We start from the raw sequence: 25,455 nt of genomic DNA on the forward strand, positions 1-25,455 counted from the left end.
TCCCTCTTTCATTTTCAGCTTTTCTCTTAAAAAAATCTCGACCGTTGTTGATAATTCCCCTTGTAGATCACCCAATGGCGCCCACTACAATTTGCTGCTGGATTAAACGAATCTTCCAGCTGATTCATCAAATACAGAACAGATATTTTAACACCATGTACTTTAACTGAATTATCCCTAGCTATAAATAACTTTTGACTGATTGGTTAGGTATGACGGCTTACTTGCTTGTCTAAGATTAAGGATCAATTTCATTACTTCCACCATTCCCTCAGGTTTTTCCAACTCTATTTCCCTTTGATAAGATTCGATGGATATATCCCACTGATCCATTTTTTTATGGTCCTTTAATATACTGAGTATTTGTTTTTCAAATGATAAATTGTGATTGAGTTCAAATACAAGTTTATGGTCTTTTAAATACTGTAGATTAATTTCCTCCTGTCCTGGAAGCATTGAATGAACAAAAATCGGTAGCCTTTTTCGAAGTGCTTCACTAATGGTGACACCGCCGGGTTTCGTAATGATGGCGTCCACTTCTTCATAAAGTTTGTTCATTTCTGACCTTGATGAGATATAAGGTAATGGGTTAATATGAGCTAAATTCCACGTATCGATTGCATCATATAGCTTTTTGTTGTTACCACAAAGTACAAAATAATCACAGTCGGTTGATTTCTTTAACTCATCTTCTAAATTCAATATCCCACCCAGACCACTGTTTCCTCCTGAAATTAAAATTTTGGGGCGATCTGCGTTTTTTAATCCACGGGCTCTTTTAGTGATTTCCTCATGCACAGGAATACCAGTTACCATCATACTATGTTTCGGTATTTGATTCTTGATTATTAGCTTTTCTTTCAATTCCTGGGTAGGAAGAAAATGAAAATCAATCCCCTTGCTTCCCCACACATTATTAATAAAGAAATCCGTATATACGTTGATAATTGGGATATTGCATTTCCCTTTTATTTTCAACTGACTTAAGAGATAGGAAGGGAACCCGTGTGTACACACAATTAAATCTGGCTTTTCCTCCGCTATCAATTGTTCCATTTTCTTCAAGAATATATGTTGATACCATTTAAAGGAACGTTCCTTCGGCAAGGAAACGTAAAAAAGGTTTTTATAGGCTAGATTATAGGTTTCAGGTGCATAACGGATCCATTTCAAATAACCAGTTGTTATCATTTTTTCTAAAGAGTTACTTGTATAACTTAACAGATCCACTTTTTTCAAAGTAACTCCGCTTGTATGTTTTTTTACCATATCCATTAAGGCCTCTGCAACTTGATGATGTCCTGACTGCATGCGAAAGAGAGGTAAAAACAAAACCTTCTTCATATATGTCATCTCCTATAGAAATCATTCTTTTAATACGATGATTACATACTAAGAAAAAAGACTATTTGCATGTTCAAGAGCTTTTTTCCTCTTACAATATATCACTGATTTTGTTAAAAACTTTCTTTTTAATCAATTTTTAATGATACGTTCAAGGTATCTTAAGTCCCCATCTCTAAACTTAATAGCCCGATTAGAAAACCAATTGTAGAAACTGGTTATTCCAATCGGGACGGGAATCATCCTTAAGAAGTAGGCCTATTTTCGGGCATTCTTTTTTTTCTTTTTCATATAATTGATAGAAACGTATATCAATAAAAAAACTATGAATACGACACCTAAAAGTGGAACATATTCCGGATTTATATGAAAGGCATTGCCCAAATAATACCCTGCCACTATAAAAGGGACAGTCCAGAGAACCGTGCCTAGCAGGGAAAAGAAGAGAAATTTACAGAAGGGGATATGATTTATTCCTGCAAAATACGGACTAATTTGTCTTATTCCTGGTAGATAAAATCCAAACACAATTGTTTTTTGAACATTTTTCATATACTTTCCCTGTACTTTCTCCCAGCGATCATTTGTAATGCCCACGTATTTTCCAAATTTTTTTATAAAATGATACCCAACGTATTTCCCACATACATAAGCGATAAGCATCCCCATAAAGGCTCCAAGAAATGCACTCAGCGTAGCTAAACCAAAAGAGAGCTTATTTTGTCCAATCAAGACTCCGATTAGAAACAGAAGAGATTCTTCTGGGGCGGGAATTCCCACAATGCCCATGAATAAAAAAAGAAAAATGATAAGATAGCCATATAAGTCAATAAAATGTAAGATACTATCTATATTCATAAAATCCCCTCGAATCAGTTTATAAGTCTTTTAATGTAATAAATTGTGTTCCCTTTTTTATTGTTTCTTGTAGGTAAACTTCCAAGGCTTCAATCATATATCGAGGTGCTTCTTTATCCGCCCCCAAGGTTTCCCCACAGTCATGGAGCAGGAGAATGGAACCTTCTGTTGACGTTTTTCGCAATTGATCAAGTAGGTCATTTTTGCATGTTTCCACTTTCCAATCTCCGAAAATGTCTGACCACATGATCACTTGATATTTCTTACTGGCTATTTGCGTAAAAATATTAAAATGGCCCCATGGAGGTCTGTAAAAAGTGACTTTTTCATGTGTACATTCCATTATGGCCTTTTCAGTCATATCTAACTGTTTCCTTAAATGAAATGGCGAAAGGACCCAGCTTGAAATATGATCAAAATGATGGATTCCAATTGTATGTCCTTCTTCATGCATTCGTTTAATGATATCAGGGTTGTTTTTCACTTTACTGCCCACAACAAAAAACGAACCCTTTATCTTATACCTTTTTAAAAGGTCAAGCAATTGTGTCGTATATTCAGGGTTAGGTCCATCATCAAAGGTTAAGGCTATCCTATTATTCCTCTTGATATTTTTGGTTATGCCCAGTCCGCATACACGAATAAATACCGTAGGAACAATCGTATAAACGAGAAATAGCAATAATAAGATACTCAAGCTAATCATCCCTATATGTGTCACTCACAGAACACCTCATTCTTGTATTTAGCGGCAAATTATCTTGCACCTTCTTCATCCATTCAAGTCTGAATTTAGCAAGAAGCAGATTATCTTTTGGGTAAGGACAATACCACCTCTGTTCCTTTTCCATCGGTACTAACCACTTTAATTTCCCCATTATGTTGATTCATTATATTTTTGGCTATCGACAAACCTAGCCCTGTTCCACCTGTCTCCCGGCTTCTAGCCTTATCCACCCGGTAAAAACGTTCGAAGATATTTTCTATTTCATTCTCAGGTATTCCAATCCCATAATCTTTTACTCTAATGACCGTAGAGTATAGCTGATCCTTTACATACACATCAATTTTGTCTGTACTATATTTGATTGCGTTATCTAAAAGGATAATGATCACCTGTTTTATCTTCAATTCATCTGCTATAACCATAATGGAATCTTCTTGATAATGAAAGTCTATTTCCCGATCATAGACTTCTTTGAATTGATTAAACACGTTCTGACATAAAGTTATTACATTCAATGATTTATAATCTAAAGTATTTTCCAATTCTGTATCGGCTAATTCTAGCAGCCTTTCCGTCATTTTCTGTATACGGGTTGCCTCTGAATGAATTACATCTATAACATCAAGTGCTTTCTCTTCGTTTTGTATACGACGTCTTCGCAGTAGATCAGCATAACTTTTTATAATCGTAAGCGGGGTCTTTATTTCATGAGAAGCATCCGAAATAAATTGCTTCTGTTTATCCAAATTTGCATCCAATCTGCCCATCATCCGATTGAATGTAACAGCCATTTTTTGCAGTTCATCCTTTGTTTCATGTTGGATGATGATTTTTTTTGGTATACCGCTTTGTTCAATATCCTCCATCGTATTAATCATATTGGAAATAGGTCTCATAATTACATTCGATAACCACCTGCCGCCTAGCAACGATAACCCCGCCCCTAATAGCGTACAAAATGTCAGAATGGAAAGTAATACATCCTTCCCTAATTCCAGTCCTAGTAATCTATCTCCAATTTCTAATGTTTCAACAACTTTACCTTTAGATAGGATAGGAACCCTAACAATTAATATTTGCTCTTCTTTATGCGCTTGTCTAATTGTACTTCTTTGCGATTCTTGTTCGCTTGAAAATTCTCCTTTAAATTTAGTAAGCAAATAATGGTCACTGGATACTTCACTACTAATTTGAGAATCAGGTTGAATGATCCGTATAAATGAATGATTCGTTAAATATGTGGTTAATTTTTTTTCTATCTCTTGAGGAGAATCATCCTTTTGAATTTCAGCAATAATATTTTGCGCTTTGTGAAGTAATATATCCTCTTCCATGTTTACAGTAATTTTCATAAAAGAAATAAATACAACAGCATTAACGGCAACCAACACACAGAGTATCCAAGCAGTCGTAATCAGGTTAATTTTTGTAGTAATTTTCATTACTTAATTCTCCCTTACTGTATAGCCAATTCCTCTTACCGTCTGAATAATCGTTGGATCAGAAAAACCTTCTTCTGTTTTCTTTCTTAAATGACGGATATACACATCGATTACATTGGTCTCCCCTTCATACTCATAACCCCATACATTAATCAGGATATTTTCTCGTGTCACTATTTTATTTTTATTGGATAGTAAATAAACGAGTAAATCAAATTCCTTCGGGGTTAACGCTATAGAAAAATCGCCCCTGTTAACCTCCCTAGTATCGAGATTAATGAATAGATCCTTAATTGATAAGATCGATTCCTGTTCTTTTGAAGCTTTGGCAGCTATTGAATTCTGACGAATACAAGAACGTATTCTTGCCAATAACTCCTCGATTTCAAAAGGCTTCGTTATATAGTCATTGGCTCCCTGATCTAGTCCCGTCACCTTATCCATCGTAATATTACGAGCTGTTAATAGGATGATCGGCAGTAAGGTGTTCTCATTTCGTATTCTTCTTAAAACTTCAATACCATTCATCTCAGGTAACATAACATCTAAAAGTATTAAATCTAATTCCCCCTGTAATGCAGCTTCCAACCCCGCCTTACCAGTATGGGCCACAAGCACTTCATACCCTTCGTACTCGAGTTCTATCTTTAATATCGTTGCTATCTGGACTTCATCTTCTACAACCAAAATACGCTGTTTCATTTAAAATCCTCCTACTTGAGTGCAATATGGAAAGGAAGCCACATCCACATGTATTTATTGAATTTAGCTAGGAATATTAGTTCCATCCTAAATACAGAAAATTGTCGTCCGCTTATAATTCAATACCCTTCTATATTTGCTCCAAAGTCCTGCATTTTACTCGCTTTTACTAATTATTGAAATGCTCTTTCTACAATTTAGCATTATTTTGCTTTTAATTTCGCTTTTTAATTGATTTTTAATCCTTTTTTCAAGTTGCGTTAAGGTTGACTCGATATAGTGAATCTAGGGAGCAATAAAACCAGCCAATAAGGTTTTATAGAAAACGAAATAAACCAAGAGAAGATAAGGAGGATTCATAAATGAATGATACAAAAAGCCCATCCATAGGGCGGCAGATGTTGAACAAGGTTCCTGAAGTCATCATTTACTTCTGGATCATCAAAATAATGGCCACCACTGTGGGCGAGACGGCCGCAGACTTTCTGATTGGAAATCTGAAATTGGGCTTGACCAACACAACCTTAATCATGAGTGTCCTTTTAATCATAACGCTTTTCTTCCAATTCAAAGCGAGTAAGTATGTGCCAAGTATTTACTGGTTCACGGTAGTGATGATTAGCGTTGTAGGCACGCTGATTACCGACAATCTCGTGGACAATTTCGGGGTCAGTCTAGTGACGACAACTATCATCTTCACAGTTGCGATGCTTGCGACGTTTGCGGCTTGGTATGCGAGTGAGAAGACACTGTCCATTCATTCTATCTACACGTCCAAACGAGAAGCATTCTACTGGTTGGCCATCTTGTTCACCTTCGCCTTGGGTACTGCAGCTGGTGACCTCATAGCAGAAGGGCTCAACATGGGCTATTGGAAGTCAGCACTTATGTTTGCGGCATTGATTGGGGTGGTGACCATCGCCCACTACGGTTTCAAACTAAATGCAGTGCTTTCCTTCTGGATCGCCTACATCTTGACTCGTCCTCTCGGCGCCTCTCTTGGCGACTATCTGTCACAGCCTCGTAATAAGGGTGGCCTTGGTCTAGGTACGACGGGAACCAGTTTGGTCTTCCTCGTAATAATCTTAGGCTTGGTATTCTATTTGACCAAAACAAGAAAAGATGAGAGCAAAGTTGTGGAGTAGAGGTAGTCAATTTCTGATAATTCAGCTGTCCATCACTGAACAGGTTACAGACCTCGTGGAAAGAGTACAATCATTTACTTGAAACACCCTTCATGGTTCTGTACTCCACCCTGTAGATTGCACCCATGCCCGGCGAACAAAAGAAAAGGCCACCAAATTGGTGGCCTTTGTTATAGAATGAAATTTATCTTTATTTTACAAAACTGCGGCATTAATTCAAATCTTCAAATCCATATTTTTCAAAAACCTTGATAGAATCTTCGCTTTGAAGATAGTCGTAAAATAGCTGCGCTTCTTTTGGATGAGAACTATCCTTAATCATGCCTACTGGATAAATAATCGGGTCGTGTAAATCTTCCTTAGCTGTTGCGACGATATCAACTTTTTCTGAGTTTAAGGCATCTGTTTTATAAACTAGTCCTGCGTCTACATTTCCTGTTTCTACGTATGTAAGCACTTGGCTAACGTCCTTGGCATATACCAATTTACCTTCAATCTCTTTCCAAAGATTTAGGTTTTCTAATGTTTGTTTCGCATATTGCCCTGCCGGCACTGACTCAGGGGTACCGATGGAAATTTTGGTAGCCTTTGTGATGTCATCTATTCTCTTGATTTCTTTATCCGATTCCTTTGGAACCACCAGCACAAGTTCATTTCCTACTAAGTCGATTCCATTTTTCTCTTCAATTAGGTCTTCAGCTACTAATTTATCAAATTTATCTTCTGCAGCAGAGAAAAACAGATCCACAGGTGCTCCTTGTGAAATTTGTTGTTGAAGAGCTCCAGAAGCTCCTAAGTTATAGTTTACTGTCACATTTGGATTTTCTTTTTCAAAAGCAGTTTTAATGTCATTTAAGGCAGCTTGTAAACTCACGGCTGCTGACATCGTCAATTCTACTTTCTCGTCAGCTTGTTGCGTCTGCTTTTCTGTGCCTTTTTCTTTATCACTTGAACACCCTGTGCCAACTATCACAAGTAGCATAATCGAGAAAATCATAAGATATATTTTTTTCAAAGTCTCTCTCCTTTTCTGACTAGATATAACTAGTTATATCTAATTATAACTAGTATAAAACAGATAAAAGGTTTTAATCAATGCCTTTTTTTACTGTGAATTTACTTTTCAAAGGACTCTAAGCTACAATAAAGAATGGAGGGATGCACATGTCAAAAGAGCTTTCCTATACGATCGAGGAAGTGTCACAGCTTTTAAAGGTATCTAAATTGACAATTTATGATCTTGTTAAAAAAGGGGAACTGCCTGTATTCCGTGTGGGAAGGCAGATGAGAATGGATGCAAAAGACTTGGAGATGTATATTAATAACAATAAGTCCAGTACATCCCCAGTTCCTGTTGCCGAACCCCATAGAAACGATGTGAAGGATTCTCTTAACCTTGTCATTAGCGGGCAAGATATGGTGTTAGATATACTAGGGCAGCACATTGAGAAGGACTCCAACTATAAAACATTACGCTCTAACAAAGGAAGTCTAAGCGGGCTTATATCCATGTACAATGGGGATTCCGACATCGTTAGTTTACATATGTTTGATGGAGATACTGGGGAATATAATCTTCCTTATATAAAAAAGATTTTGGTAGGCTATCCTTATATTTTACTTAATCTGGTTTCAAGGAAAGCAGGTTTATATGTTAAAAAAGGAAATCCTTTAGACCTCACAAATTGGACTGATTTAAAACAAAAAGACTTGTCCATCATCAATCGAGAAAGAGGATCAGGAGCTCGAATTCTTCTTGATGAGCAGCTAAGGATTCACAAAATCCCTTCAAAAAATCTTAAAGGATATGATAACGAAGAGACCAATCACTTAAGTGTGGCATCAGCTGTTTCTGCTGGGATAGCGGATGTAGGTGTGGGAATTGAAAAAGCTGCAAAAATCGTTGGAATCGACTTTGTTCCATTAATTACAGAGCGTTATGACCTTGTTATTTTAAAATCTCCGAAAAACGAACAGCTTATAAACATTGTTAAGCGAATTTTATCATCAAATTCATTTCAAGCTGAAATCAAAGCTTTAGGTGATTATGATATTTCCCAGACAGGCTCTATCATTTACGAGACATATTAAACAGGAAGGCTACTGATTCAGCAGCCTTCCTGTTTAATATGCAGTTTTTTTACTATGTTAAAGAGCGCATTCTTCAATTTCAAAACCAAGGTCTTCGATAATGCCCCAATCCGCCGTAGGTTCTTGTCCAGCTGTTGTTAGATAATCGCCGACGAAGATAGAATTGGCTGCATAAAGTGCCATGGGTTGCATGGAACGGAGGTTCACCTCGCGACCTCCAGCTAGACGGATTTCCTTACTTGGATTAACAAATCTCATCATCGAAATTAATTTCAAACATTTAGTTGGTGTCAACTCGGAAGTTCCCTCAAGTGGTGTACCGTCAATCGCATTGAGGAAATTACAAGGAATAGAATCCGCGTCAAGACTGCGTAGGGATAGGGCAATCTCTACTGCTTCTTCATTAGACTCATTCATACCAAAAATGGCACCCGAGCATGGAGACATTCCGGCCTCTTTTACAGCTTCGACTGTATCTACACGGTCCTCATAAGTATGTGTGGATGTAATATTCTTATAATTATCTTGAGATGTATTCAAGTTGTGATTGTAGCGATGAACCCCAGCTTCGGCTAACTTACTGGCATGCGTTTCATTTAAGAAACCTAGACAGCAGCAGATTTTAAGATCCGTTGTCTCGCGAATTTCTTTCACGGCTTCAATGACATGATCAATTTCCCTATTGGTCGGACGACGGCCAGAAGCAACGATACAATACGTGCCAGCTTTGCGACGAATTGATTCTTGAGCACCTTCAACAATCTTCTCTTTGGTCAGCCAAGCATATTTATCGATAGGAGCTTCCGACACGATTGACTGCGAACAATAGCCACAATCTTCAGGACATAGACCTGACTTCGTATTAATGATCATATTCAACTTAACCTTTTTTCCATAATAGTGCTGACGAATAAGGAAAGCTGCATTCAAAATCTCTAAAACCTCGTTGTCAGGTGCTTGTACAATAGCAAGTGCTTCTTCTGCTGTTACTTTATATCCTTTGATTACGTTCTCCGCTAGCATCTTCCAGTCCTTTTTCACCAATGTTTCCAAACCTATCCCTCTTTTCTTATATGTTGTACATCCCATTCATCCTATGAATCTAGCTTATGACTTTATTTAACGTCCTCGCCGCGATAAACTTCCTTGAAAATCAAACAACCTATTTGTATCTATTGGTACGGATTGTTCTGAACACGTCGATAACATGATTCATTTGTTCTTCTTGATGTGTCGCCATTAACGTAAATCGAATGCGCGAAGTTCCAGATGGTACCGTTGGCGGACGGATAGCTGGTGCATAAATTCCGTGCTTATGTAATTCTTTCGAAAGGAACATGGCCTGTTCCGGTTCTCCGCAAATAATGGCAAGAATCGGAGTTTCTCCCCCCGACACTGTGTAGCCAAGGGAGGTTAATTCATTATAAAGACGCTGGCTCATGGCTCGAATGCGTACTCTGCGTTCAGGTTCTGATTGAATGATATCGACTGCTGTAAGTGCACTTGCTACTACTCCTGCTGATAAGGCGGTAGAGAAGACAAACGGTCTGGCTCGATTTAAGACATAGTCAACTAAAGACCTGCTTCCAGCGATATACCCTCCTTCTGTACCAACAGCTTTGGAGAGTGTCCCCATCTCGATATCTATCTTCCCCTTCAGTCCAAAATGTTCAGAAGTTCCCCTTCCGTCTTTGCCTAAAACCCCCGTCGCATGTGCGTCATCCACCATAACAAGTGCATCATAACGCTTGGCAAGTTCGACAATGCCTGGCAATGGCGCAATATCACCATCCATCGAAAAGACACCATCCGTTACAATTATTCTTTTCCTGTAGCGGGTATTAATCTGGAGTTTCATTTCCAAGTCAAGTAAATCAGCATGACGATAAATCATAGTTTCCGCACGTGATAAACGGCAGCCATCAATAATACTGGCATGATTCATCTCATCGGATAAAATGAGATCGTCCTTACCAACAAGGGTCGTTAACGCTGCTATGTTAGCCATATACCCTGTGTTTAACACAATCGCTGAATCCGTTTGCTTAAACTCAGCTAGTCTTTTTTCTAGTTTTTCATGGACAATTGTATTGCCAGTTGTTAATCGTGAACCAGTAGAACCCGTACCAAATCTTTGGGTCGCTTGAACAGAAGCCTCGATTAAGCGCTGATCATTGGCAAGCCCTAAGTAATTATTGGAGGCAAACATCATCATTTTGTGCCCGTTCACCATGGCATATCCTTGATCGCTCATTGCTTCAACGGTTTGTAGTTGTCTGTAAAGTCCTCCTTCTTTAATCTTTTCTAGTTCCTTCTCCCAAATCATCTTTCATTAACCTCATAAACCGATTGATATACAAGATTCCAATATTCGTTACCTATGAGTGGAGCTTCTTGCCATTCTCGCTGATGACTGGATTTTCTTCGAAGAATTGTTTCATCAGAAAAAAAGGGCGCCATAAATACCGCTGTTTCTCTGGAAAGTTCATGCTGTATTAACATTTCTCCTGTCATATTTGTTCCCTCCAAGCTTTTATATGTTAACTATATTTTAAAAATGGTTAACATATAAAATGAATAATAACACACAAACAAAATATTGTTCAATTACTAATTTTCAATATTTTTCTAAGTCTGTCATTTTTAATTGCGCTTTATATGTTAACTAAAATAATAAATGGTTGACATATAAAATATAAATCATGCACACTAATAGTGGGCATTTTACCTACCAATTTCAAAAAAGGAGGTTGAAAACTTGAAAGCTAAAACGATTTCTTACGTGGCCCTATTTACTGCGTTAACTGCCATTGGCGCCTTTATAAAGATCCCTATTCCCTACATACCTTTCACGCTGCAAATTCTAGCAGTCTATTTGGCAGGGGCGCTGCTAGGACCACGTCTCGGGTTACTTAGTCAATTATGCTACGTCTTAATCGGTCTTATAGGAGTGCCAGTGTTTGCCGAGGGCGGAGGTTTTGGCTATATATTTAAGCCCACTTTCGGCTATTTGCTTGGTTATATACTCGGGGCCTATGTGAATGGATGGTTGATTAACAGGCTTAATCTCTCCACGATTCGTTCCATTTTCTTCGCTAACCTAGCATCATTGCTGACTGTTTATTTATTTGGCTGTATATGGCTTTATGGAGCGATGAAGTGGGTTGTAGAAACGCCTCTTTCAATCTACCAGACAATTTTTTACGGCTTCTTACTACCTGCACCCGGTGATTTGTTGCTGTGTGTTCTATGTGCCATCATCATTCAGCAAGTAAGGCCGCGTATTGCACGATTTACAAACATAAAGGAGCTGAAACACCCATGGGCCAAGCCTACTTTATAACCGGAACTGGCACGGATATCGGAAAAACCGTCGCCACGAGTTTACTCTATATGTCTCTCCAAACAATGGGAAAAAGCGTCACAATATTTAAGCCATTTCAAACAGGATTGATTCACGAAACGAATACATACCCCGACATCTCTTGGTTTGAGCAGGAACTTGGTGTAAAGGCACCTGGGTTTTACATGCTTGAACCAGAAACATCTCCACACTTAGCTATAAAATTAACAGGGAAACAAATCGACGAGCAAAAGGTCGTGGAACGAGTTCACGAACTCGAACAGATGTATGACATCGTGTTAGTCGAGGGCGCTGGGGGATTGGCCGTACCACTCATTGAACGAGCGGACAGTTTCTATATGACAACCGATTTAATTAGAGATTGCAACATGCCAGTCATTTTCGTTTCTACAAGCGGTTTAGGATCGATTCATAATGTCATAACTACGCATTCGTATGCCAAATTGCATGATATTAGCGTTAAAACTATTTTATATAACCATTATCGGCCCGACGATGAAATTCATCGTGACAATATCCTAACCGTTGAAAAGCTCACAGGACTCGCTGGCCTCGCCTGCATACCAACATTTGTCGACGTAAGAAAAGATCTGAGAGTCTACATACTTGATTTACTTAGTAATCATGAATTTACCCAACAACTAAAAGAGGTGTTCAAGAATGAATAGTCATGACTTAGAAAAATGGGATAAGGAATATGTATGGCATCCGTTTACACAAATGAAAACGTATCGAGAAAGTAAACCGCTAATCATTGAACGCGGGGAAGGGAGCTACCTTTTTGACGTAGAAGGCAATCGGTACTTGGACGGTTATGCTTCATTATGGGTCAACGTACATGGCCATAATGAACCAGAGCTAAACAACGCTCTCATTGAACAAGTTGAAAAAGTCGCACACTCTACACTACTAGGATCTGCAAATGTACCATCCATATTACTGGCTAAGAAATTAGCAGAGATTACTCCTGGTCATTTATCGAAAGTCTTTTACTCGGACACAGGATCAGCTGCTGTAGAAATCTCCCTTAAAGTCGCTTATCAATATTGGAAAAATATCGATCCTGTAAAGTATCAACATAAAAATAAATTTGTCTCCCTGAACGAGGCGTACCACGGTGATACAGTTGGAGCAGTGAGTGTCGGCGGAATGGATTTATTCCATAGAATCTTTAAACCACTCCTTTTTGAACGGATTCCAACTCCTTCTCCTTATACATATCGCATGACTGAATACGGGGATCAAGAAGCAGTGAAAAACTATTGTATTGATGAGCTGGAAAAGTTGCTTCAAGACCAAGCAGAGGAAATTGCAGGATTGATTATCGAACCGCTTGTTCAAGGAGCAGCAGGTATCATTACCCACCCTCCTGGCTTTTTAAAAGCAGTCGAACAATTGTGCAAGAAGTACAATATATTATTGATTTGTGACGAAGTAGCGGTAGGATTTGGTCGCACCGGTACATTATTTGCCTGTGAACAAGAAGATGTCGTCCCTGATATTATGTGTATCGGTAAAGGAATTACTGGCGGCTATATGCCTCTGGCGGCCACTATCATGACCGAACAAATCTTTAATTCTTTTTTAGGAGAGCCCGAAGAACATAAAACCTTCTATCACGGCCACACCTATACAGGGAATCAACTAGCCTGTGCCCTGGCACTGAAGAATATCGAACTAATAGAAAGACGAGATCTCGTCAAAGACATCCAGAAAAAAGCCAAGCAGCTATCTGAAAAACTGCAAACACTATATGAACTTCCGATTGTCGGTGATGTCCGCCAGCGCGGTCTCATGATTGGAATAGAAATCGTTAAAGATCGCCAAACAAAAGAACCGTTCACAATCCAAGAAAATATCGTTTCAAGCATCATTCAAAACGCTCGGGAGAATGGTCTGATTATACGGGAACTTGGCCCCGTCATCACGATGATGCCCATTCTTTCCATGTCAGAAACAGAACTGAATATTATGGTCGAAACTGTCTACCGTGCCATTCAGGAAGTCTCCATTCATAAAGGATTGACTCAAGCAGCAAACTGATATAAATTTTTCAAAAAGAACCGGAATAAGACCATATCTCATTCCGGTTCCTTCTCGATTCAATTTTCAGTTCTTCGCAGGGGACTTCGTGAAATACGCTGCCATTAAAAGAAAGATCACAGATAATGTCCACAGTGCGATTCCCTTCCATGGGAAATCAACTGTTAAACCAATTATCTGCACGGCTGCACTTAATAAAATGAAGAATATGATTGGCCGGATTTTCATCCTGTACCTCCTCTGGCAAATTCCATACATACTTCACGTTTTTGCAAAATGATTTTTTCACCTGATACGCTAAGCACATTTCGACACGAAAAAGCCAAGTTTCCTAAGCTAAGGAAGGATTGGCTTTTATTTGTATTGGATAAGGGGGCCTGCGACTCCAAAACTTTTTAACGGAGATTTATCCCGATCAAAAAAAGAATTATAATATGAATAGGATAGAAGAAATAAAAGAAATATTTTAATCCAGTACCTTTTTTCCCATTGTAGAGTAATAATAGTGGCAGTGCAGAAATCATCATCCATTGGTAATCACTAAACGGAAATAAATGATTTATAATACCGTCCTTGACAACTCCCCATTTAGCGTAAGCTGTAAAGATAATCAAGTGAAAAATGATATATACAATAGTAATTCCTACTTTACTTCTACTTAAATAAAGTAGAATACCCAGTAATACAAAGAAAATACCACCCTCAACAAAGAATATATTTCCTAATATTGCTCCATAAAATAAATGGTCTGCCTGAAAATTAATCACTATAATCTCTGAAAAAAGTACACATAAGATAGTACTAATCAGTTGCCATAAAATAAAGTACGCATATAGTTTTACCTGTCTTTTATCCAATAAATAAATTACTAGAACAATTACAAATAAAGTTGCAAAGAAATTGTTTGTGATAATGACCCCTGTTTGGCTATAGGCAATGTTAATTCCTAAATTAATAAAGGCCATAGCAACTCCTGAAAAATACAAACGTAACATGTATTTCTTTCTGTTAGATGTATGTTTGTATCCTAAAACAACACAATATATGAAAATTGGGATAGCCAACCTGCCAATCCATCTAAAATATTCTGGAGTATCAGGGATGAATTGCCCGGTATGATCAATAAACATAGAAACTAATGCAATTAGTTTAAGTAGTGTAGAAGTCATTTGAATATTCCCCATTTTGTTTCATGTAAAAAGACTAAAAGCATCAACAAAAGACACTTCTAGTCTTTCAGGTTTTATAATATGTATTTATTCTACATATCCGCTAAAATTACTTGGAGCTGCAAATTTAATGTAGTATAGTCCATTTTTATCTAAACCAGATGGAAATGCAGTTAATGTATGTCCTGAATCTAAAGTTTCAGAATATACAGAAAGAATACTTGTGCTTTTATATATTTTTAAGGTTAATTTCGTAGAATGGTTATTCTTTACATAAACCTTAACTTGAGATTTCCCTTTAAAATACTTATTTGTGAATAAATTTGATCCTTGAGCAGAACCAGAAAATGTCATTCTTCCGCTACTTACTAAATTATGAGAGGTAGTTGGAGTACCAGTTCCAAAAACAGTAATTCCCCCGCTTTCAGTAACAGGTGATTCAGTTGTTACACCAATACTTTCTCCTTCTTCCGCAAACGCAACAGTACTACTAAACATTAAAACTACTAACATAATTGATAAGAAACCTAGTTTTGAAATTTTCTTCATTTTTAAAATCCCATTTCTTTATTTTTACAACGAAACCTATATTAATCTATTTTACTAGTTATTTCAAATTTTTTTAATATATTACAATTTATTTTCATTTTTTAATTTTACTTTTCATATGGGCAATTCAAACACTTCTATCCGTAATGGAAGAGATTTAGGGTAATAGTTTTTGACATTGGGTTGGAAAATCTAACAAATTTGTTGAAGGAAAAAGGGAAATCGTGAGAAGTTTTACTAAAACATATTTCGTCATTAAGATGGGAACATATCAATTTTCTTGGTGAATACACCTTTGATATGAAGAATATAGGATAATCGCCGCGTCCGCTTATCCAATACAAATAAAAGCTAATCCTTCCTTAGCGTATATTTTCCGCGTTTTGTTAGCAGGACCTCTCAAAACGCTGAACAACTGGCGTATGGTAATGGCCCGTTGACTCCATAAAAGAATTAGCCTGATGTGAAAACATTCTAGACTAACTTCCGGATTCTGCAAAGGGTTACATTGGATGCCCTTTTTTTCGACAATTGTTGAATGATGTCACTCTACTCAAACATAGGGATTTCCGGCGGATGCACAAAACATGATAATCATTGTAATAAAAAAGATGACCCCTTTAATTCAGAGGTCATCTTCATTTTATAGTCTATTCCTTTTTTCCTTACTGCTGGCTAAGTGTTAGCGAATGCCTTTCATGTAACCTTGAATCTTTGGTGATAAGGCCATCAGAGCCAGTCCAAGGATCATTGAAGCAACGCCGATCACTCCAAAATAAGCCATTTCGGTTTGAGGAGTGTAGAATCTAACGATTTGCGCGTTTAGTGCTTGTGCTGCTGCACTTGCCAGGAACCACAGGCTCATCGTTTGTGCCGAGAATGCAGCCGGAGCCAATTTTGTAGTTGCTGAAAGTCCAACAGGGGATAAACAAAGTTCTCCAAGCACTACAAGGAAATAACTAAGTACAAGCCATAGTGGATTTACTAATGAGTCTGATCCACCGAAATAAACAGGAAGCAGGATCACCAAGAATGATAAACCGGCGAATAGCAAACCTAATGAGAATTTTTGAGGTACGGTCGGCTGACGCTTTCCTAGTTTAATCCATAGCCATGCGAATACTGGTGCAAGGGTAATGATGAACAAAGGGTTCAATGATTGGAACCATGCCGGGTTTATTTCTATTCCAGCAAAATTCAACTGTGTCCGTTTGTCTGCATAATTTGCTAATATAGTTGCACCTTGCTCTTGAATTGCCCAGAACATGACAGCTGCTATAAACAAAGGAATATAGGCTATCAATCGTGAACGTTCAACAGAAGTTGTTTTAGGGCTGCGATACATGAAAATGAAATAAAGGGTCGGGATAAGGATCCCTAGGATACCTACAAGATTAATAAAGGTTTTAATCGTTAAGATACCTTTAGTGGCAGTGATGCCGATGATGGCAGCTACAATCAATGCAGCTATTCCCAATTTAGTGAATACGGTTTTCTTTTCATTTTGCGATAATGGGTTAGCAGGAAGAGTTCCAGCTAGGCCCAGGTTCTTTTTCTTTGTTGCAACAAAGACGATAAGCCCAAGTAACATACCAATTGCCGCCAGCCCAAAACCAAGGTGGAAGCTGTAATTCATTCCGACTGTACCGACAAGAAACGGTGAAAGGAATGCACCCATGTTGATACCCATATAGAATATACTGAAACCGGAATCCCGGCGATCGTCATTTTCCGCGTATATTTCCCCGACAATGCTGGAAACATTCGGTTTTAACAGACCAGTACCCAGAACAATGAGTACCATGGAAACAAAGAACATGGAGAGACTGCCTGGTACAGCAAGGACAATATGCCCGAGCATGATCAAGATACCACCGTAAAATACGGATTTTGAAGTCCCGAAAATCCTATCGGCAAGCCATCCGCCAATTATACCGGACATATATACTAAAGATCCGTAGATGGATACAAGGGCAAGGGCTGTGTGTTCATCAAGACCTAGTCCCCCTTTAGAAACTTCATAATACATATAGTAAACAAGAATGGCCTTCATGCCATAATAGGAGAAACGCTCCCAGAACTCAGTAAAGAAAAGGGTGAATAGTCCTTTGGGGTTTCCAAAAAAACCTTTTTGAGGTACACTATCCACAATTTTCTGTTTATTTATCGTTGCCATACCTAGCCCTCCTTTTATTATTGTATAATAACTTTTATTTGCTCTATTGTAAATAAATATTTAGTATATTTAAATAATTGTTTTCAAAATAAAATAGTGCTTCTCACCTTGAAAACCGATCTTACAATCTCCAAAAGGGCAAACCACTATTCAATTTTGCCTATAAAGATGAATCACCAATGATATAATACCTAACTTTCCCGACCGCATCGCAACAGATACACTGTGCAAAAAAAAGAGGGTTCGAAAAATATAAGAGCAAATAAAAAGAGTGTATTGTAAAAAAAATCCAACCAAAACCATTCAATACACCGTATAATATATATAGAAAAAATACTTTTTTAAAACGAGGAGGCACAAATATGATAGGTCTAGTAACAGTTATAATGATATTTTCCATTCCCATTATTGGAATCATAACGAGCCATTTCGAAAAACAAGCAAAAACTAAACACAATATGATTAAAGACGAATTAGAACTCGAAAAACTTAAACACGCAAATTTTCTTATTGAAACGGAAAAAATGAGGCTTGAACTGGATCAGATGAAATTTGGGGAATCAAAAGACGAACCAAAGTTACTGTAATCGCGTAACTTTGGTTCGTCTTTAATTAACGAGTATTTTGAGTTCTCTGTTTTAAAAACAAATCGCTCTTCATACATATAAGTTTAAATAAGTAAGTTCTTAATGAATATATTGATCCCCAACTAGAAGATCTGATATAACCTTGGTCGGGATCGTAAATTCAACTGCACCCATATATCCTGGTGCTGCTTCATAGCTGTTAAAAGCGATCACAAGCTTGCCATCTTTGTTGATATAAAAGTTTTGGGTTGCATCGATACCTTTAAATTCAACAAATTCATCGTCTTCCACCCAATATATTTTATTTGGGTCCTCAGCCATTTGCTGTTTCATCTGTTCCATAATATTCTCGTTTATTACCTGAAGATAGCGGTCATCTTTAAACAAGCTATTTAACGTTAATAGCACTTCGTTTTTCTTGTCAACTGTATCAAATTGGCTCTCTGTAGAACTGGAAGCTTGAATCTTGTCTGTATAACGCTGGACGGATAATATCGTGTCATTATCGGTTAATATCTTATATCCACTTTCCACCGAGATATTTCCATTTTCTCCTTCCTTCAGAGTAGACATGGAGTCCGTGAATTCCTTATAGAGCTGTTTGCTCTCCGCTAAGTATTTATCATTTAAGCTATTTTCCAGCTGTTTATATTCCAGTCCTGTAATAGCTGGTGTTTTGATTACTGCTGAGGAATTATTTTCTTCTTCATTCCATTCAACGAATGTAATCACTTCGATGACTTTTTCAACTATCGGAATGTCGCTCATTGCTTTTGCCACTGCTGGGCTCATGTTTACTGAGGCTGTCACAATCAGCATGGCCGCTGCTGCTGTAATCCATATGGTTCTGGCAACCCTCGGCTTTTTCCTGGGTTTTTCATTCAAGGCCGCTTGAACGACATCGTTTAATTCCTTTGGGATTGGTGTTTGAAGATACTCTTCTCGCAGATCCTTTAATTTTTTTTCCATTTTTTCGTTTCCTCCTGTTCAGTCATGTTGATCCGCAATAGTTGCAGTGCTTTATATAATCTCGTTTTAATTGTGCTTACGTTCTCTTCCAGCACTTCCGCTATTTCTTCCAACTTCAAGTCCTCAAAGAAACGAAGAATGACTACCGTTTTATACTTGATCGAAAGTCCCTCCATGGCCCTTTGCAAATCCAGGTCCCGATAGTGATCTTCCTCTCCACTACGTAAGTATTCTATTGTTTCGTCATCCGCAATTGTCAGTTTCTTATTCTTTCGTAAAACATCAAGTGCCGTTCTGACTATGATCTTATATAACCAGCTGTCTATAGAAGCAGCATCTTTAATTTTGCTGCTCGAGGCTAGCGCTTTTCTAATTGATTCCTGCACGATATCAAGCGCATCCTCTTTATTTTTCACATAGTAAAAAGCAAGTCTGTACAAATTTTCTTGCCGTTCGGTTATCCGGGCCGCTATTAATTGATTTATATCTAGATTTTTCATTCCCTTAAAGAGCTCCTTACATTTAAATTACGTATCCTAGGTACAAAGAATAGACGCTCGACGGGCTTTAAAAGTTTGAAAATGGCTAAAGAAAGATTTTCATATAAAAAAATGAAATTTCTTACAAACTTTTAAGGCTTTTGGCGCGTCTATATAGTAGAATGATTATCGAGGTGGAATGCATCATGAGGAAATTAAATTATAAAAAGGTCTTTATTTTTCTATTTTGTCTAACAGCTGCAGTGGGAGCAATGGGTTTAGCTATAAAAAGCCTAGCTTTTGATAAGAAGAAAACTGTTTCGGCTTATTCAAATGATCAAAATTACCCAGAAGCTGATATTCAAACGTTTGTAAAAGATGATACGAAAGGCGGGTATTCAGTAAGCAGGCCCGTTCTTCATATAGAAAATATCGACATGCAACTAGAAGCTTACATAAAAAAAGAAATAAAAGATTACGAAAAGAAATGGAAAGCCATTGGCGGTAAAGCGTCTTCTGAGCTTAACCTCACTTATACGATACTCCATTTCAGCAAGCAAACCATTACCATTTCCTTCGATAAATATGAACAAGTAGGAGGAAAGAAGCAGTCCGGATCCCGGATCTTCACTTATGATATTCCATCTCAGAAAAAACTCTCTATAGAAGACATTTTTGCCCCGGATACTGATTATTTATCCGTTTTATCTGACATTGTTTTTGAAGAGTTAACCGAGAGTAAAGAAGAAGGCATTTCGAAAAGTCTTATTAAGAAGAAAACCCAACTAAAAGCAGCCAACTTTGATTCTTTTTCAGTGCTGAAAAATACGCTTGTATTCTATGTAAAGACTGATGAGGATGGAGACTCATCTAAGACTCATACCATCGCTATTAATAAAGAACTTTTCAAAAATAGTTTGCTAGATTCATATCAAAGTAAAGATTTAAATCAGGATCGTGTAAAGGAATGGCAACCGAAACATGTCGTCGCCAAGCTCCCAGTGAAAAATGAATGGATTGACCCTTCACAAAAGGTAATCGCCTTAACGTTCGATGACGGGCCACATCCAAGTCATACTATGTCTATCCTGGAAGCCCTAAACAAGTATGATGCACATGCTACCTTTTTTGTGCTTGGAAGCCGCGTGCAACACTATCCAGAGGTGCTGCAAAAGATGACTGAACAAGGAAATGAAATCGGCAACCATTCCTGGGATCATCCGCAATTGACACGTCTAAGCAAGAAAAAAATCAAAAGTCAAATTGAGCAGACTCAAGACGCTATTGAAAAAGCTACCGGAACTGAGCCAGACCTTATTCGTCCCCCATATGGAGCGATTAACGATAATGTCCGGGAATATATGGAAGATATGAAGGTCACACTTTGGGATGTTGACCCTGAAGACTGGAAAAATCGCAGTAAAAAGAAGATTGTAGGCAAAGTAATGAGCAAAGCCAAAGACGGTAAAGTCATTCTTATGCATGATATTTACCAAACTAGCGCCCAGGCTGCAGTGGAAATCATCAAACAATTGCATGACAAAGGATATCAACTAGTTACCATTTCCGAACTAGAGCAGGTAAAAAAAGACCGCGAACTTTACGGTATCGACTTACAAGAATAATAGATTGTTAGCAGATTAAACGAAAAAGAGAAGGATAGATAAAAGCCAAATTAATTCGCTTTTATCTATCCTTCTCTCCTTTTATTTTCAACCCTGTTATGCACCTTCATTAAAGCCTTTAATATCTTCTTTAGTAGGAGCTGAGGTTCAAAATGGAACTGCCAATGATTTTTCAGTCATAAAAGAAACGTCCGTCTTTTACATACCAGGCTCTCAGTGCCCCATGAATGCAAAATAAGCAGGCCTTTGATTACATAGCAAAGGTCTGCTCAACTTTTTTATTCCCCAAGATCCACATTGTGATAGACCTGTTGAACATCTTCTAAATCTTCTAATGCATCGATCATTTTTTCGAATTGTACTTGTGCATCTTCCGGAAGGGTTAGGTCATTTTGTGCAAGCATCGTTAGCTCTGCTACTGTAAATTCCGTAATGCCCGCATCTTTGAATGCTTTTTGTACAGCATGGAATTGTTCAGGTTCAGCATAAACGATAACCGATTCTTCTTCTTCAATAATGTCACGTACGTCAACATCCGCTTCCATTAATAGTTCAAGCACATCGTCTCCAGTTTTACCTTCAATACCGATAACTGCCGTTGCATCAAACATATAGGCTACAGATCCACTGACTCCCATGTTTCCTCCGTTTTTACCAAATGCAGCACGCACATCTGATGCCGTCCGGTTCACGTTGTTTGTCAGCGCATCTACGATAACCATTGATCCATTTGGTCCGAAGCCTTCATAACGAAGTTCGTCATAGCTTTCTTCAGAACCGCCTTTTGCTTTTTCAATCGCACGGTCAATAATCGCTCTCGGCACATTGTATGTTTTCGCACGTTCAAGTACAACTCTCAAAGCCTGATTGGATTCTGGATCTGGTTCACCTTGTTTGGCCACTACATAAATTTCACGTCCAAACTTAGCATAAATACGACTTGTATTTGCATCTTTTGAAGCTTTTTTTTCTTTGATATTGTTCCACTTACGACCCATTATATTCCACTCTCTTTCATCATTGAATATACACAAATTGATTACTATAATTCTTGTCTCTACAGCATTTTTTCATATAACTACAAGGAAATCCATAAATAAATTCCACGGAAGATATGCTATACGATTACTAGATTATATTATACATCAATTGTATAAATTTGAAAAAGTCCTGCACACCATCTCTAGGGACAAATTGATCCCAACTTGGCACTTTGTTTTTTTAATACTATGGAAAACGCCAAGAGTAGTATAGTATAAAATGATTACAAAGGAGAGATGCTACATGACGGATACTCAAATTATTATCGGGATACCTGGAAAGTGGAAGAACCGAACAGAATTGATTCAAGCTGTGGCTTCTCAAAGTGAAGGGTACCTGCTAGCCGGTCATATTTTGCATAGCAAGGATAAAAACATAACTTTCCAAGTGGAAGTCTATGATTATGAACCGAGTTTAAAAGAGACCTTTTCCTATGCCAGTAAAGGGGCCTTTTCGGAGCGTTTATTAGAGGAAATCAATAATCATACTTTTACGGTATATATAATTGCTGATGTATCTGACTTTGGAAATATTACAGATTTGATTGATGCTGGGGCAGCAATCCTGAAGGCTGGTGGAATGGCTGTAAAAATAGAAACCACAGGCATTGCACATTCAAAAGAGGATTGGCAACAACTTCATCATACCCCGGATATTCTCTCGGTTTATGCCCATTTTGTTACGATTATTGGCGAGGAAGATTATTATTGTTCATTTGGAATGAAAGCATTTGGTCTACCAGATGCCGTGACACTTAACACGATGAGACCAAAAGAGGCAGCTGATTTACTTAACACATTTAATTATTATCATGCAGGAGAAAGACCCATCTTTACAAATGGTGAAACCTTTTGTGTACAACCAGATGCACCCACCTATATATTGACGGGTCTTCAAGACTTTAGATACGAAGAAGACCATCCTTTCTACAACCCATTTGGATTATGGAATTTAGGGACAAGTAAATAGAGGAGCTATAAGCTCCTCTATTTTTGTTATTCAAGCTGATCCCGTACTCTTTTCTTCCTCATTTTCTTTCTTCACGAGTGACATACCGCTTGCTTGGTATTTAAGGATTTTTTGAATGACCGTGCCGAGATGTGCTCCCGCTTCGACCGGTGGAATGCCGCCTTTATGAATGTTAGAGATAACCATCCGCTCTGCTTCAATAGTACCCAAACAAGGTTCGTAGCAAAAATAGGCGCTCAGTGATTCAGCACTGACAAGTCCCGGTCGTTCGCCGATCAACAAGACAATGACCTTTGGTCTAAGAATTTCACCGACATCATCCATCACAGCAACTCTGCCTTTTTCAATATAAAAGGGAGTACCGACATCCAAGTTTGCCCTTAGCAAAGATTGTTTAAAAGATAGATAAACGTCTTCCACGTTTTCTTCCACTGCCTTGGAGCTCAAGCCATCTGAAATGATGATTTGAACCATAGGGCCCTTTATGCACTTGGCTTCAATCATTTGCTTTGCTTCGTCCGAAAGCTTTCGGCCATAATCCGGACGACGCAAATAGACTTCCTTATCACTCGCCCTCGTTTTCACTTTGAACAGATCCAACCGTTTCAATAAAACCTCACTAACGTCACCATATACTGCATCAACCGCCGCAGCGTGGTCAAACCTAAACTTCAGCCATGAATCTGTCCTCGGACGTGTCCCTGCTCTGCCTATCCCTATTCGAGCAGGAGTTTTCGTTATCAAGACTTCTAATTCTTCCTTATTAAATGGTTCGTTTATTCCCATATCATCCACTCCTAACGGTTAAAAATAGTCGGATCACCCGCACGTTTCGTCAACTTGCCGTTTTCCATGATACCCATCTTCTCTAGCCAAGACTCGAATAAAGGTGCAGGTCGCTTGTTCATCGTTTGCCTCAATGTTGCTATATCGTGGAAACTCAAAGACTGATAGTTCAACATACAGTCATCCCCCATTGGAGTAGCGATGATAAAATTCACACCAGCCGCGGATAAAAGAACACCCAGGTCCTCAATATCATTTTGATCCGCTTTCATATGATTCGTATAGCAAATATCCACTCCCATCGGCAGGCCATGTATTTTCCCCATAAAATGATCCTCTAACCCGGCGCGAATGACCTGCTTGCTGTTATAAAGATATTCTGGACCGATGAATCCGACGACCGTATTGACGATGTACGGATCAAAATAGCGTGCAAAGCCATAGTTCCTGGCCTCAAGCGTCACTTGATCAATTCCAAAGTGGGCTTCCGCTGATAATTCTGAACCTTGCCCCGTTTCAAAATAAAGATGTTGTGGACCTGTGCCGGTTCCATAAGACTTTGCTACCTCATTGGCTTCTTCAAGCAATTCAACGCTAATTCCAAAAGAACGATTGGCCGCTTCCGTTCCGGCTATACTTTGAAAAATCATATCAGCGGGTGCTCCCTGCTGTACGGCTTTAATTTGAGTGGTCACATGAGCAAGTACGCAATTTTGGGTTGGGATATTCCATTTTTGAATAACGTCCTGAGTGGCATTTAACAACCTTTTGATACTTTCCACTGAATCATCGACAGGGTTGATTCCAATGAGTGCATCCCCAATTCCATAGGAAAGCCCCTCCTTTAATGAAGCTAGCATCCCTTCCACATTGTCAGTCGGATGGTTAGGCTGAAGACGGGAGGCAAGTGTTCCTTTGTATCCGATCGTACTATTGTTTTTGGTAAGCACTTCGATTTTATTGGCTGCATGGATGAGATCGAGATTCGACATGAGCTTTGTTGCAGCAGCAATCATTTCACTATTTAGTCCTCTACTTATCCTCATTAACTCTTCGCCAGTCGTCTCATCACTTAAAATATATTCCCGCAGCTCTGCAACCGTCCAATTTTTCACAGATTGATAGATGCTACGATTGATGAGTCCATCAATTATTCGGGACACCTCATCCTCATCCGGAGAGAGTAATGGATAGTTTCGAATGTCTGCTAAAGTCACTTCGCTTAGTACCGATTTCGCAGCTATCCGTTCCTGGACCGATTCAGCTGCAATCCCTGCAAGTCTATCCCCTGATTTCTCTTCGTTTGCCTTGGCCAAGACGTCTTTAAGTGAAGTAAATTGATAGGTTTTCCCAAAGTATTGTGTAGATAATTTCATCATATCCTCCTCC

At 38.3% G+C, this 25,455-nt stretch carries 25 protein-coding genes and 1 pseudogene; 8 read left to right on the forward strand and 18 right to left on the reverse strand.

Translation table 11 applies throughout. The annotated features are described in order from the left end of the window. Positions 1-177: 177 nt before the first annotated feature. The 5 genes from JFV29_RS24305 to JFV29_RS24325 form a co-directional block, all read right to left on the reverse strand. Positions 178-1,344, reverse strand: coding sequence for an MGDG synthase family glycosyltransferase (locus JFV29_RS24305; RefSeq protein WP_201186902.1), 1,167 nt, complete (start codon positions 1,342-1,344; stop codon positions 178-180). A gap of 258 nt (positions 1,345-1,602) precedes the next feature. After that, entirely contained in the window at positions 1,603-2,202 is a 600-nt protein-coding gene (locus JFV29_RS24310; RefSeq protein ID WP_201186905.1) for a DedA family protein, read from the reverse strand. 19 nt (positions 2,203-2,221) lie between these two features. Beyond that, positions 2,222-2,908: a polysaccharide deacetylase family protein gene (locus tag JFV29_RS24315; RefSeq protein WP_201188079.1), complete on the reverse strand. Its 687-nt coding sequence runs from the start codon at positions 2,906-2,908 to the stop codon at positions 2,222-2,224. Positions 2,909-3,009: 101 nt separating this feature from the next. Further along, a complete protein-coding gene (locus tag JFV29_RS24320) occupies positions 3,010-4,371 on the reverse strand; it encodes a sensor histidine kinase (RefSeq protein WP_201186907.1) in 1,362 nt (453 codons plus the stop codon). A gap of 3 nt (positions 4,372-4,374) precedes the next feature. Further along, positions 4,375-5,073, reverse strand: coding sequence for a response regulator transcription factor (locus tag JFV29_RS24325; RefSeq protein WP_201186909.1), 699 nt, complete (start codon positions 5,071-5,073; stop codon positions 4,375-4,377). A gap of 362 nt (positions 5,074-5,435) precedes the next feature. Here JFV29_RS24325 and JFV29_RS24330 point away from each other — a divergent pair, with 362 nt between their 5' ends. After that, on the forward strand, positions 5,436-6,218 hold the full coding sequence (locus tag JFV29_RS24330) for a COG4705 family protein (protein WP_201186911.1): 783 nt from the start codon (positions 5,436-5,438) through the stop codon (positions 6,216-6,218). 211 nt (positions 6,219-6,429) lie between these two features. Here the strand turns inward: JFV29_RS24330 and modA are convergent, their stop codons facing one another. Then, positions 6,430-7,233 (reverse strand): molybdate ABC transporter substrate-binding protein, encoded by an 804-nt coding sequence (gene modA, locus JFV29_RS24335; protein WP_201186913.1) that lies wholly within the window; start codon positions 7,231-7,233, stop codon positions 6,430-6,432. Between the two features lie 149 nt (positions 7,234-7,382). Between modA and JFV29_RS24340 the strand changes: the two genes are divergently transcribed. Continuing rightward, complete coding sequence (locus JFV29_RS24340; protein WP_201186915.1) at positions 7,383-8,309, forward strand: helix-turn-helix transcriptional regulator; 927 nt, start codon at positions 7,383-7,385, stop codon at positions 8,307-8,309. Between the two features lie 57 nt (positions 8,310-8,366). Here the strand turns inward: JFV29_RS24340 and bioB are convergent, their stop codons facing one another. From bioB to JFV29_RS24355, 3 genes are all read right to left on the reverse strand, one after another. Beyond that, positions 8,367-9,332, reverse strand: coding sequence for a biotin synthase BioB (gene bioB / locus JFV29_RS24345; RefSeq protein ID WP_218973287.1), 966 nt, complete (start codon positions 9,330-9,332; stop codon positions 8,367-8,369). Between the two features lie 139 nt (positions 9,333-9,471). Continuing rightward, positions 9,472-10,635, reverse strand: a complete 1,164-nt coding sequence (bioF, locus tag JFV29_RS24350) for an 8-amino-7-oxononanoate synthase (RefSeq protein ID WP_201186917.1) — start codon at positions 10,633-10,635, stop codon at positions 9,472-9,474. After that, complete coding sequence (locus tag JFV29_RS24355; RefSeq protein ID WP_201186918.1) at positions 10,632-10,823, reverse strand: hypothetical protein; 192 nt, start codon at positions 10,821-10,823, stop codon at positions 10,632-10,634. The genes bioF and JFV29_RS24355 overlap by 4 nt, the downstream gene beginning before the upstream one ends. A gap of 244 nt (positions 10,824-11,067) precedes the next feature. On the opposite strand from JFV29_RS24355, the gene JFV29_RS24360 reads away from it, so the two are divergent. The 3 genes from JFV29_RS24360 to bioA are packed head-to-tail and all read left to right on the forward strand — an operon-like array spanning position 11,068 to position 13,716. Then, entirely contained in the window at positions 11,068-11,652 is a 585-nt protein-coding gene (locus JFV29_RS24360) for a biotin transporter BioY (RefSeq protein ID WP_201186919.1), read from the forward strand. After that, a complete protein-coding gene (gene bioD, locus JFV29_RS24365) occupies positions 11,631-12,341 on the forward strand; it encodes a dethiobiotin synthase (RefSeq protein WP_201186920.1) in 711 nt (236 codons plus the stop codon). The genes JFV29_RS24360 and bioD overlap by 22 nt, the downstream gene beginning before the upstream one ends. Continuing rightward, positions 12,334-13,716 (forward strand): adenosylmethionine--8-amino-7-oxononanoate transaminase, encoded by a 1,383-nt coding sequence (gene bioA, locus JFV29_RS24370; RefSeq protein ID WP_201186921.1) that lies wholly within the window; start codon positions 12,334-12,336, stop codon positions 13,714-13,716. The genes bioD and bioA overlap by 8 nt, the downstream gene beginning before the upstream one ends. A gap of 66 nt (positions 13,717-13,782) precedes the next feature. Here bioA and JFV29_RS24375 read toward each other — a convergent pair whose 3' ends face one another. The 4 genes from JFV29_RS24375 to JFV29_RS24390 all read right to left on the reverse strand — a co-directional run bounded on the left by JFV29_RS24375 (position 13,783) and on the right by JFV29_RS24390 (position 17,610). Then, entirely contained in the window at positions 13,783-13,944 is a 162-nt protein-coding gene (locus tag JFV29_RS24375) for a hypothetical protein (protein ID WP_201186923.1), read from the reverse strand. 167 nt (positions 13,945-14,111) lie between these two features. Further along, positions 14,112-14,900, reverse strand: coding sequence for a TraX family protein (locus JFV29_RS24380; RefSeq protein ID WP_242486939.1), 789 nt, complete (start codon positions 14,898-14,900; stop codon positions 14,112-14,114). A 72-nt stretch (positions 14,901-14,972) separates the two neighbouring features. Beyond that, on the reverse strand, positions 14,973-15,434 hold the full coding sequence (locus JFV29_RS24385) for a hypothetical protein (protein WP_201186925.1): 462 nt from the start codon (positions 15,432-15,434) through the stop codon (positions 14,973-14,975). A 682-nt stretch (positions 15,435-16,116) separates the two neighbouring features. Continuing rightward, a complete protein-coding gene (locus tag JFV29_RS24390) occupies positions 16,117-17,610 on the reverse strand; it encodes a peptide MFS transporter (protein WP_201186927.1) in 1,494 nt (497 codons plus the stop codon). A gap of 362 nt (positions 17,611-17,972) precedes the next feature. Between JFV29_RS24390 and JFV29_RS24395 the strand changes: the two genes are divergently transcribed. Beyond that, positions 17,973-18,197: a hypothetical protein gene (locus JFV29_RS24395; protein ID WP_201186929.1), complete on the forward strand. Its 225-nt coding sequence runs from the start codon at positions 17,973-17,975 to the stop codon at positions 18,195-18,197. A 99-nt stretch (positions 18,198-18,296) separates the two neighbouring features. On the opposite strand, the gene JFV29_RS24400 is transcribed toward JFV29_RS24395, so the two are convergent. Continuing rightward, positions 18,297-19,166, reverse strand: coding sequence for a DUF3298 and DUF4163 domain-containing protein (locus JFV29_RS24400; protein WP_201186931.1), 870 nt, complete (start codon positions 19,164-19,166; stop codon positions 18,297-18,299). After that, a complete protein-coding gene (locus JFV29_RS24405) occupies positions 19,151-19,666 on the reverse strand; it encodes an RNA polymerase sigma factor (RefSeq protein WP_057215326.1) in 516 nt (171 codons plus the stop codon). The genes JFV29_RS24400 and JFV29_RS24405 overlap by 16 nt, the downstream gene beginning before the upstream one ends. Before the next feature lie 185 nt (positions 19,667-19,851). On the opposite strand from JFV29_RS24405, the gene JFV29_RS24410 reads away from it, so the two are divergent. After that, on the forward strand, positions 19,852-21,270 hold the full coding sequence (locus JFV29_RS24410) for a polysaccharide deacetylase family protein (protein WP_201186932.1): 1,419 nt from the start codon (positions 19,852-19,854) through the stop codon (positions 21,268-21,270). 278 nt (positions 21,271-21,548) lie between these two features. Here JFV29_RS24410 and JFV29_RS24415 read toward each other — a convergent pair whose 3' ends face one another. Continuing rightward, positions 21,549-22,268 (reverse strand): YebC/PmpR family DNA-binding transcriptional regulator, encoded by a 720-nt coding sequence (locus JFV29_RS24415; protein WP_201186933.1) that lies wholly within the window; start codon positions 22,266-22,268, stop codon positions 21,549-21,551. A 286-nt stretch (positions 22,269-22,554) separates the two neighbouring features. Between JFV29_RS24415 and JFV29_RS24420 the strand changes: the two genes are divergently transcribed. Next, complete coding sequence (locus tag JFV29_RS24420) at positions 22,555-23,280, forward strand: DUF4261 domain-containing protein (protein WP_201186934.1); 726 nt, start codon at positions 22,555-22,557, stop codon at positions 23,278-23,280. Positions 23,281-23,310: 30 nt separating this feature from the next. On the opposite strand, the pseudogene eutC reads toward JFV29_RS24420, so the two are convergent. Both eutC and JFV29_RS24430 read right to left on the reverse strand, forming a co-directional pair. Beyond that, a pseudogene (gene eutC, locus JFV29_RS24425) lies at positions 23,311-24,063 on the reverse strand (ethanolamine ammonia-lyase subunit EutC); the annotation flags it as partial. Positions 24,064-24,077: 14 nt separating this feature from the next. Further along, positions 24,078-25,442, reverse strand: coding sequence for an ethanolamine ammonia-lyase subunit EutB (locus JFV29_RS24430; RefSeq protein WP_201186936.1), 1,365 nt, complete (start codon positions 25,440-25,442; stop codon positions 24,078-24,080). Positions 25,443-25,455 lie beyond the last annotated feature (13 nt).

The sequence above is a fragment of the Peribacillus sp. TH16 genome, from assembly GCF_016651095.1.
In the GTDB taxonomy this organism is placed as follows: domain Bacteria; phylum Bacillota; class Bacilli; order Bacillales; family DSM-1321; genus Peribacillus; species Peribacillus butanolivorans.

Bases quoted from the DNA above. Each gene is read 5' to 3' on its own strand.
- JFV29_RS24305 (WP_201186902.1), bottom strand. From the start codon at position 1,344: ATGAAGAAGGTTTTGTTTTTACCTCTCTTTCGCATGCAGTCAGGACAT.
- JFV29_RS24310 (WP_201186905.1), bottom strand. From the start codon at position 2,202: ATGAATATAGATAGTATCTTACATTTTATTGACTTATATGGCTATCTT.
- JFV29_RS24315 (WP_201188079.1), bottom strand. From the start codon at position 2,908: ATGATTAGCTTGAGTATCTTATTATTGCTATTTCTCGTTTATACGATT.
- JFV29_RS24320 (WP_201186907.1), bottom strand. From the start codon at position 4,371: ATGAAAATTACTACAAAAATTAACCTGATTACGACTGCTTGGATACTC.
- JFV29_RS24325 (WP_201186909.1), bottom strand. From the start codon at position 5,073: ATGAAACAGCGTATTTTGGTTGTAGAAGATGAAGTCCAGATAGCAACG.
- JFV29_RS24330 (WP_201186911.1), top strand. From the start codon at position 5,436: ATGAATGATACAAAAAGCCCATCCATAGGGCGGCAGATGTTGAACAAG.
- JFV29_RS24340 (WP_201186915.1), top strand. From the start codon at position 7,383: ATGTCAAAAGAGCTTTCCTATACGATCGAGGAAGTGTCACAGCTTTTA.
- bioB (WP_218973287.1), bottom strand. From the start codon at position 9,332: ATGCTAGCGGAGAACGTAATCAAAGGATATAAAGTAACAGCAGAAGAA.
- bioF (WP_201186917.1), bottom strand. From the start codon at position 10,635: ATGATTTGGGAGAAGGAACTAGAAAAGATTAAAGAAGGAGGACTTTAC.
- JFV29_RS24355 (WP_201186918.1), bottom strand. From the start codon at position 10,823: ATGACAGGAGAAATGTTAATACAGCATGAACTTTCCAGAGAAACAGCG.
- bioD (WP_201186920.1), top strand. From the start codon at position 11,631: ATGGGCCAAGCCTACTTTATAACCGGAACTGGCACGGATATCGGAAAA.
- bioA (WP_201186921.1), top strand. From the start codon at position 12,334: ATGAATAGTCATGACTTAGAAAAATGGGATAAGGAATATGTATGGCAT.
- JFV29_RS24375 (WP_201186923.1), bottom strand. From the start codon at position 13,944: ATGAAAATCCGGCCAATCATATTCTTCATTTTATTAAGTGCAGCCGTG.
- JFV29_RS24380 (WP_242486939.1), bottom strand. From the start codon at position 14,900: ATGGGGAATATTCAAATGACTTCTACACTACTTAAACTAATTGCATTA.
- JFV29_RS24385 (WP_201186925.1), bottom strand. From the start codon at position 15,434: ATGAAGAAAATTTCAAAACTAGGTTTCTTATCAATTATGTTAGTAGTT.
- JFV29_RS24390 (WP_201186927.1), bottom strand. From the start codon at position 17,610: ATGGCAACGATAAATAAACAGAAAATTGTGGATAGTGTACCTCAAAAA.
- JFV29_RS24395 (WP_201186929.1), top strand. From the start codon at position 17,973: ATGATAGGTCTAGTAACAGTTATAATGATATTTTCCATTCCCATTATT.
- JFV29_RS24400 (WP_201186931.1), bottom strand. From the start codon at position 19,166: ATGGAAAAAAAATTAAAGGATCTGCGAGAAGAGTATCTTCAAACACCA.
- JFV29_RS24405 (WP_057215326.1), bottom strand. From the start codon at position 19,666: ATGAAAAATCTAGATATAAATCAATTAATAGCGGCCCGGATAACCGAA.
- JFV29_RS24410 (WP_201186932.1), top strand. From the start codon at position 19,852: ATGAGGAAATTAAATTATAAAAAGGTCTTTATTTTTCTATTTTGTCTA.
- JFV29_RS24415 (WP_201186933.1), bottom strand. From the start codon at position 22,268: ATGGGTCGTAAGTGGAACAATATCAAAGAAAAAAAAGCTTCAAAAGAT.
- JFV29_RS24420 (WP_201186934.1), top strand. From the start codon at position 22,555: ATGACGGATACTCAAATTATTATCGGGATACCTGGAAAGTGGAAGAAC.
- JFV29_RS24430 (WP_201186936.1), bottom strand. From the start codon at position 25,442: ATGAAATTATCTACACAATACTTTGGGAAAACCTATCAATTTACTTCA.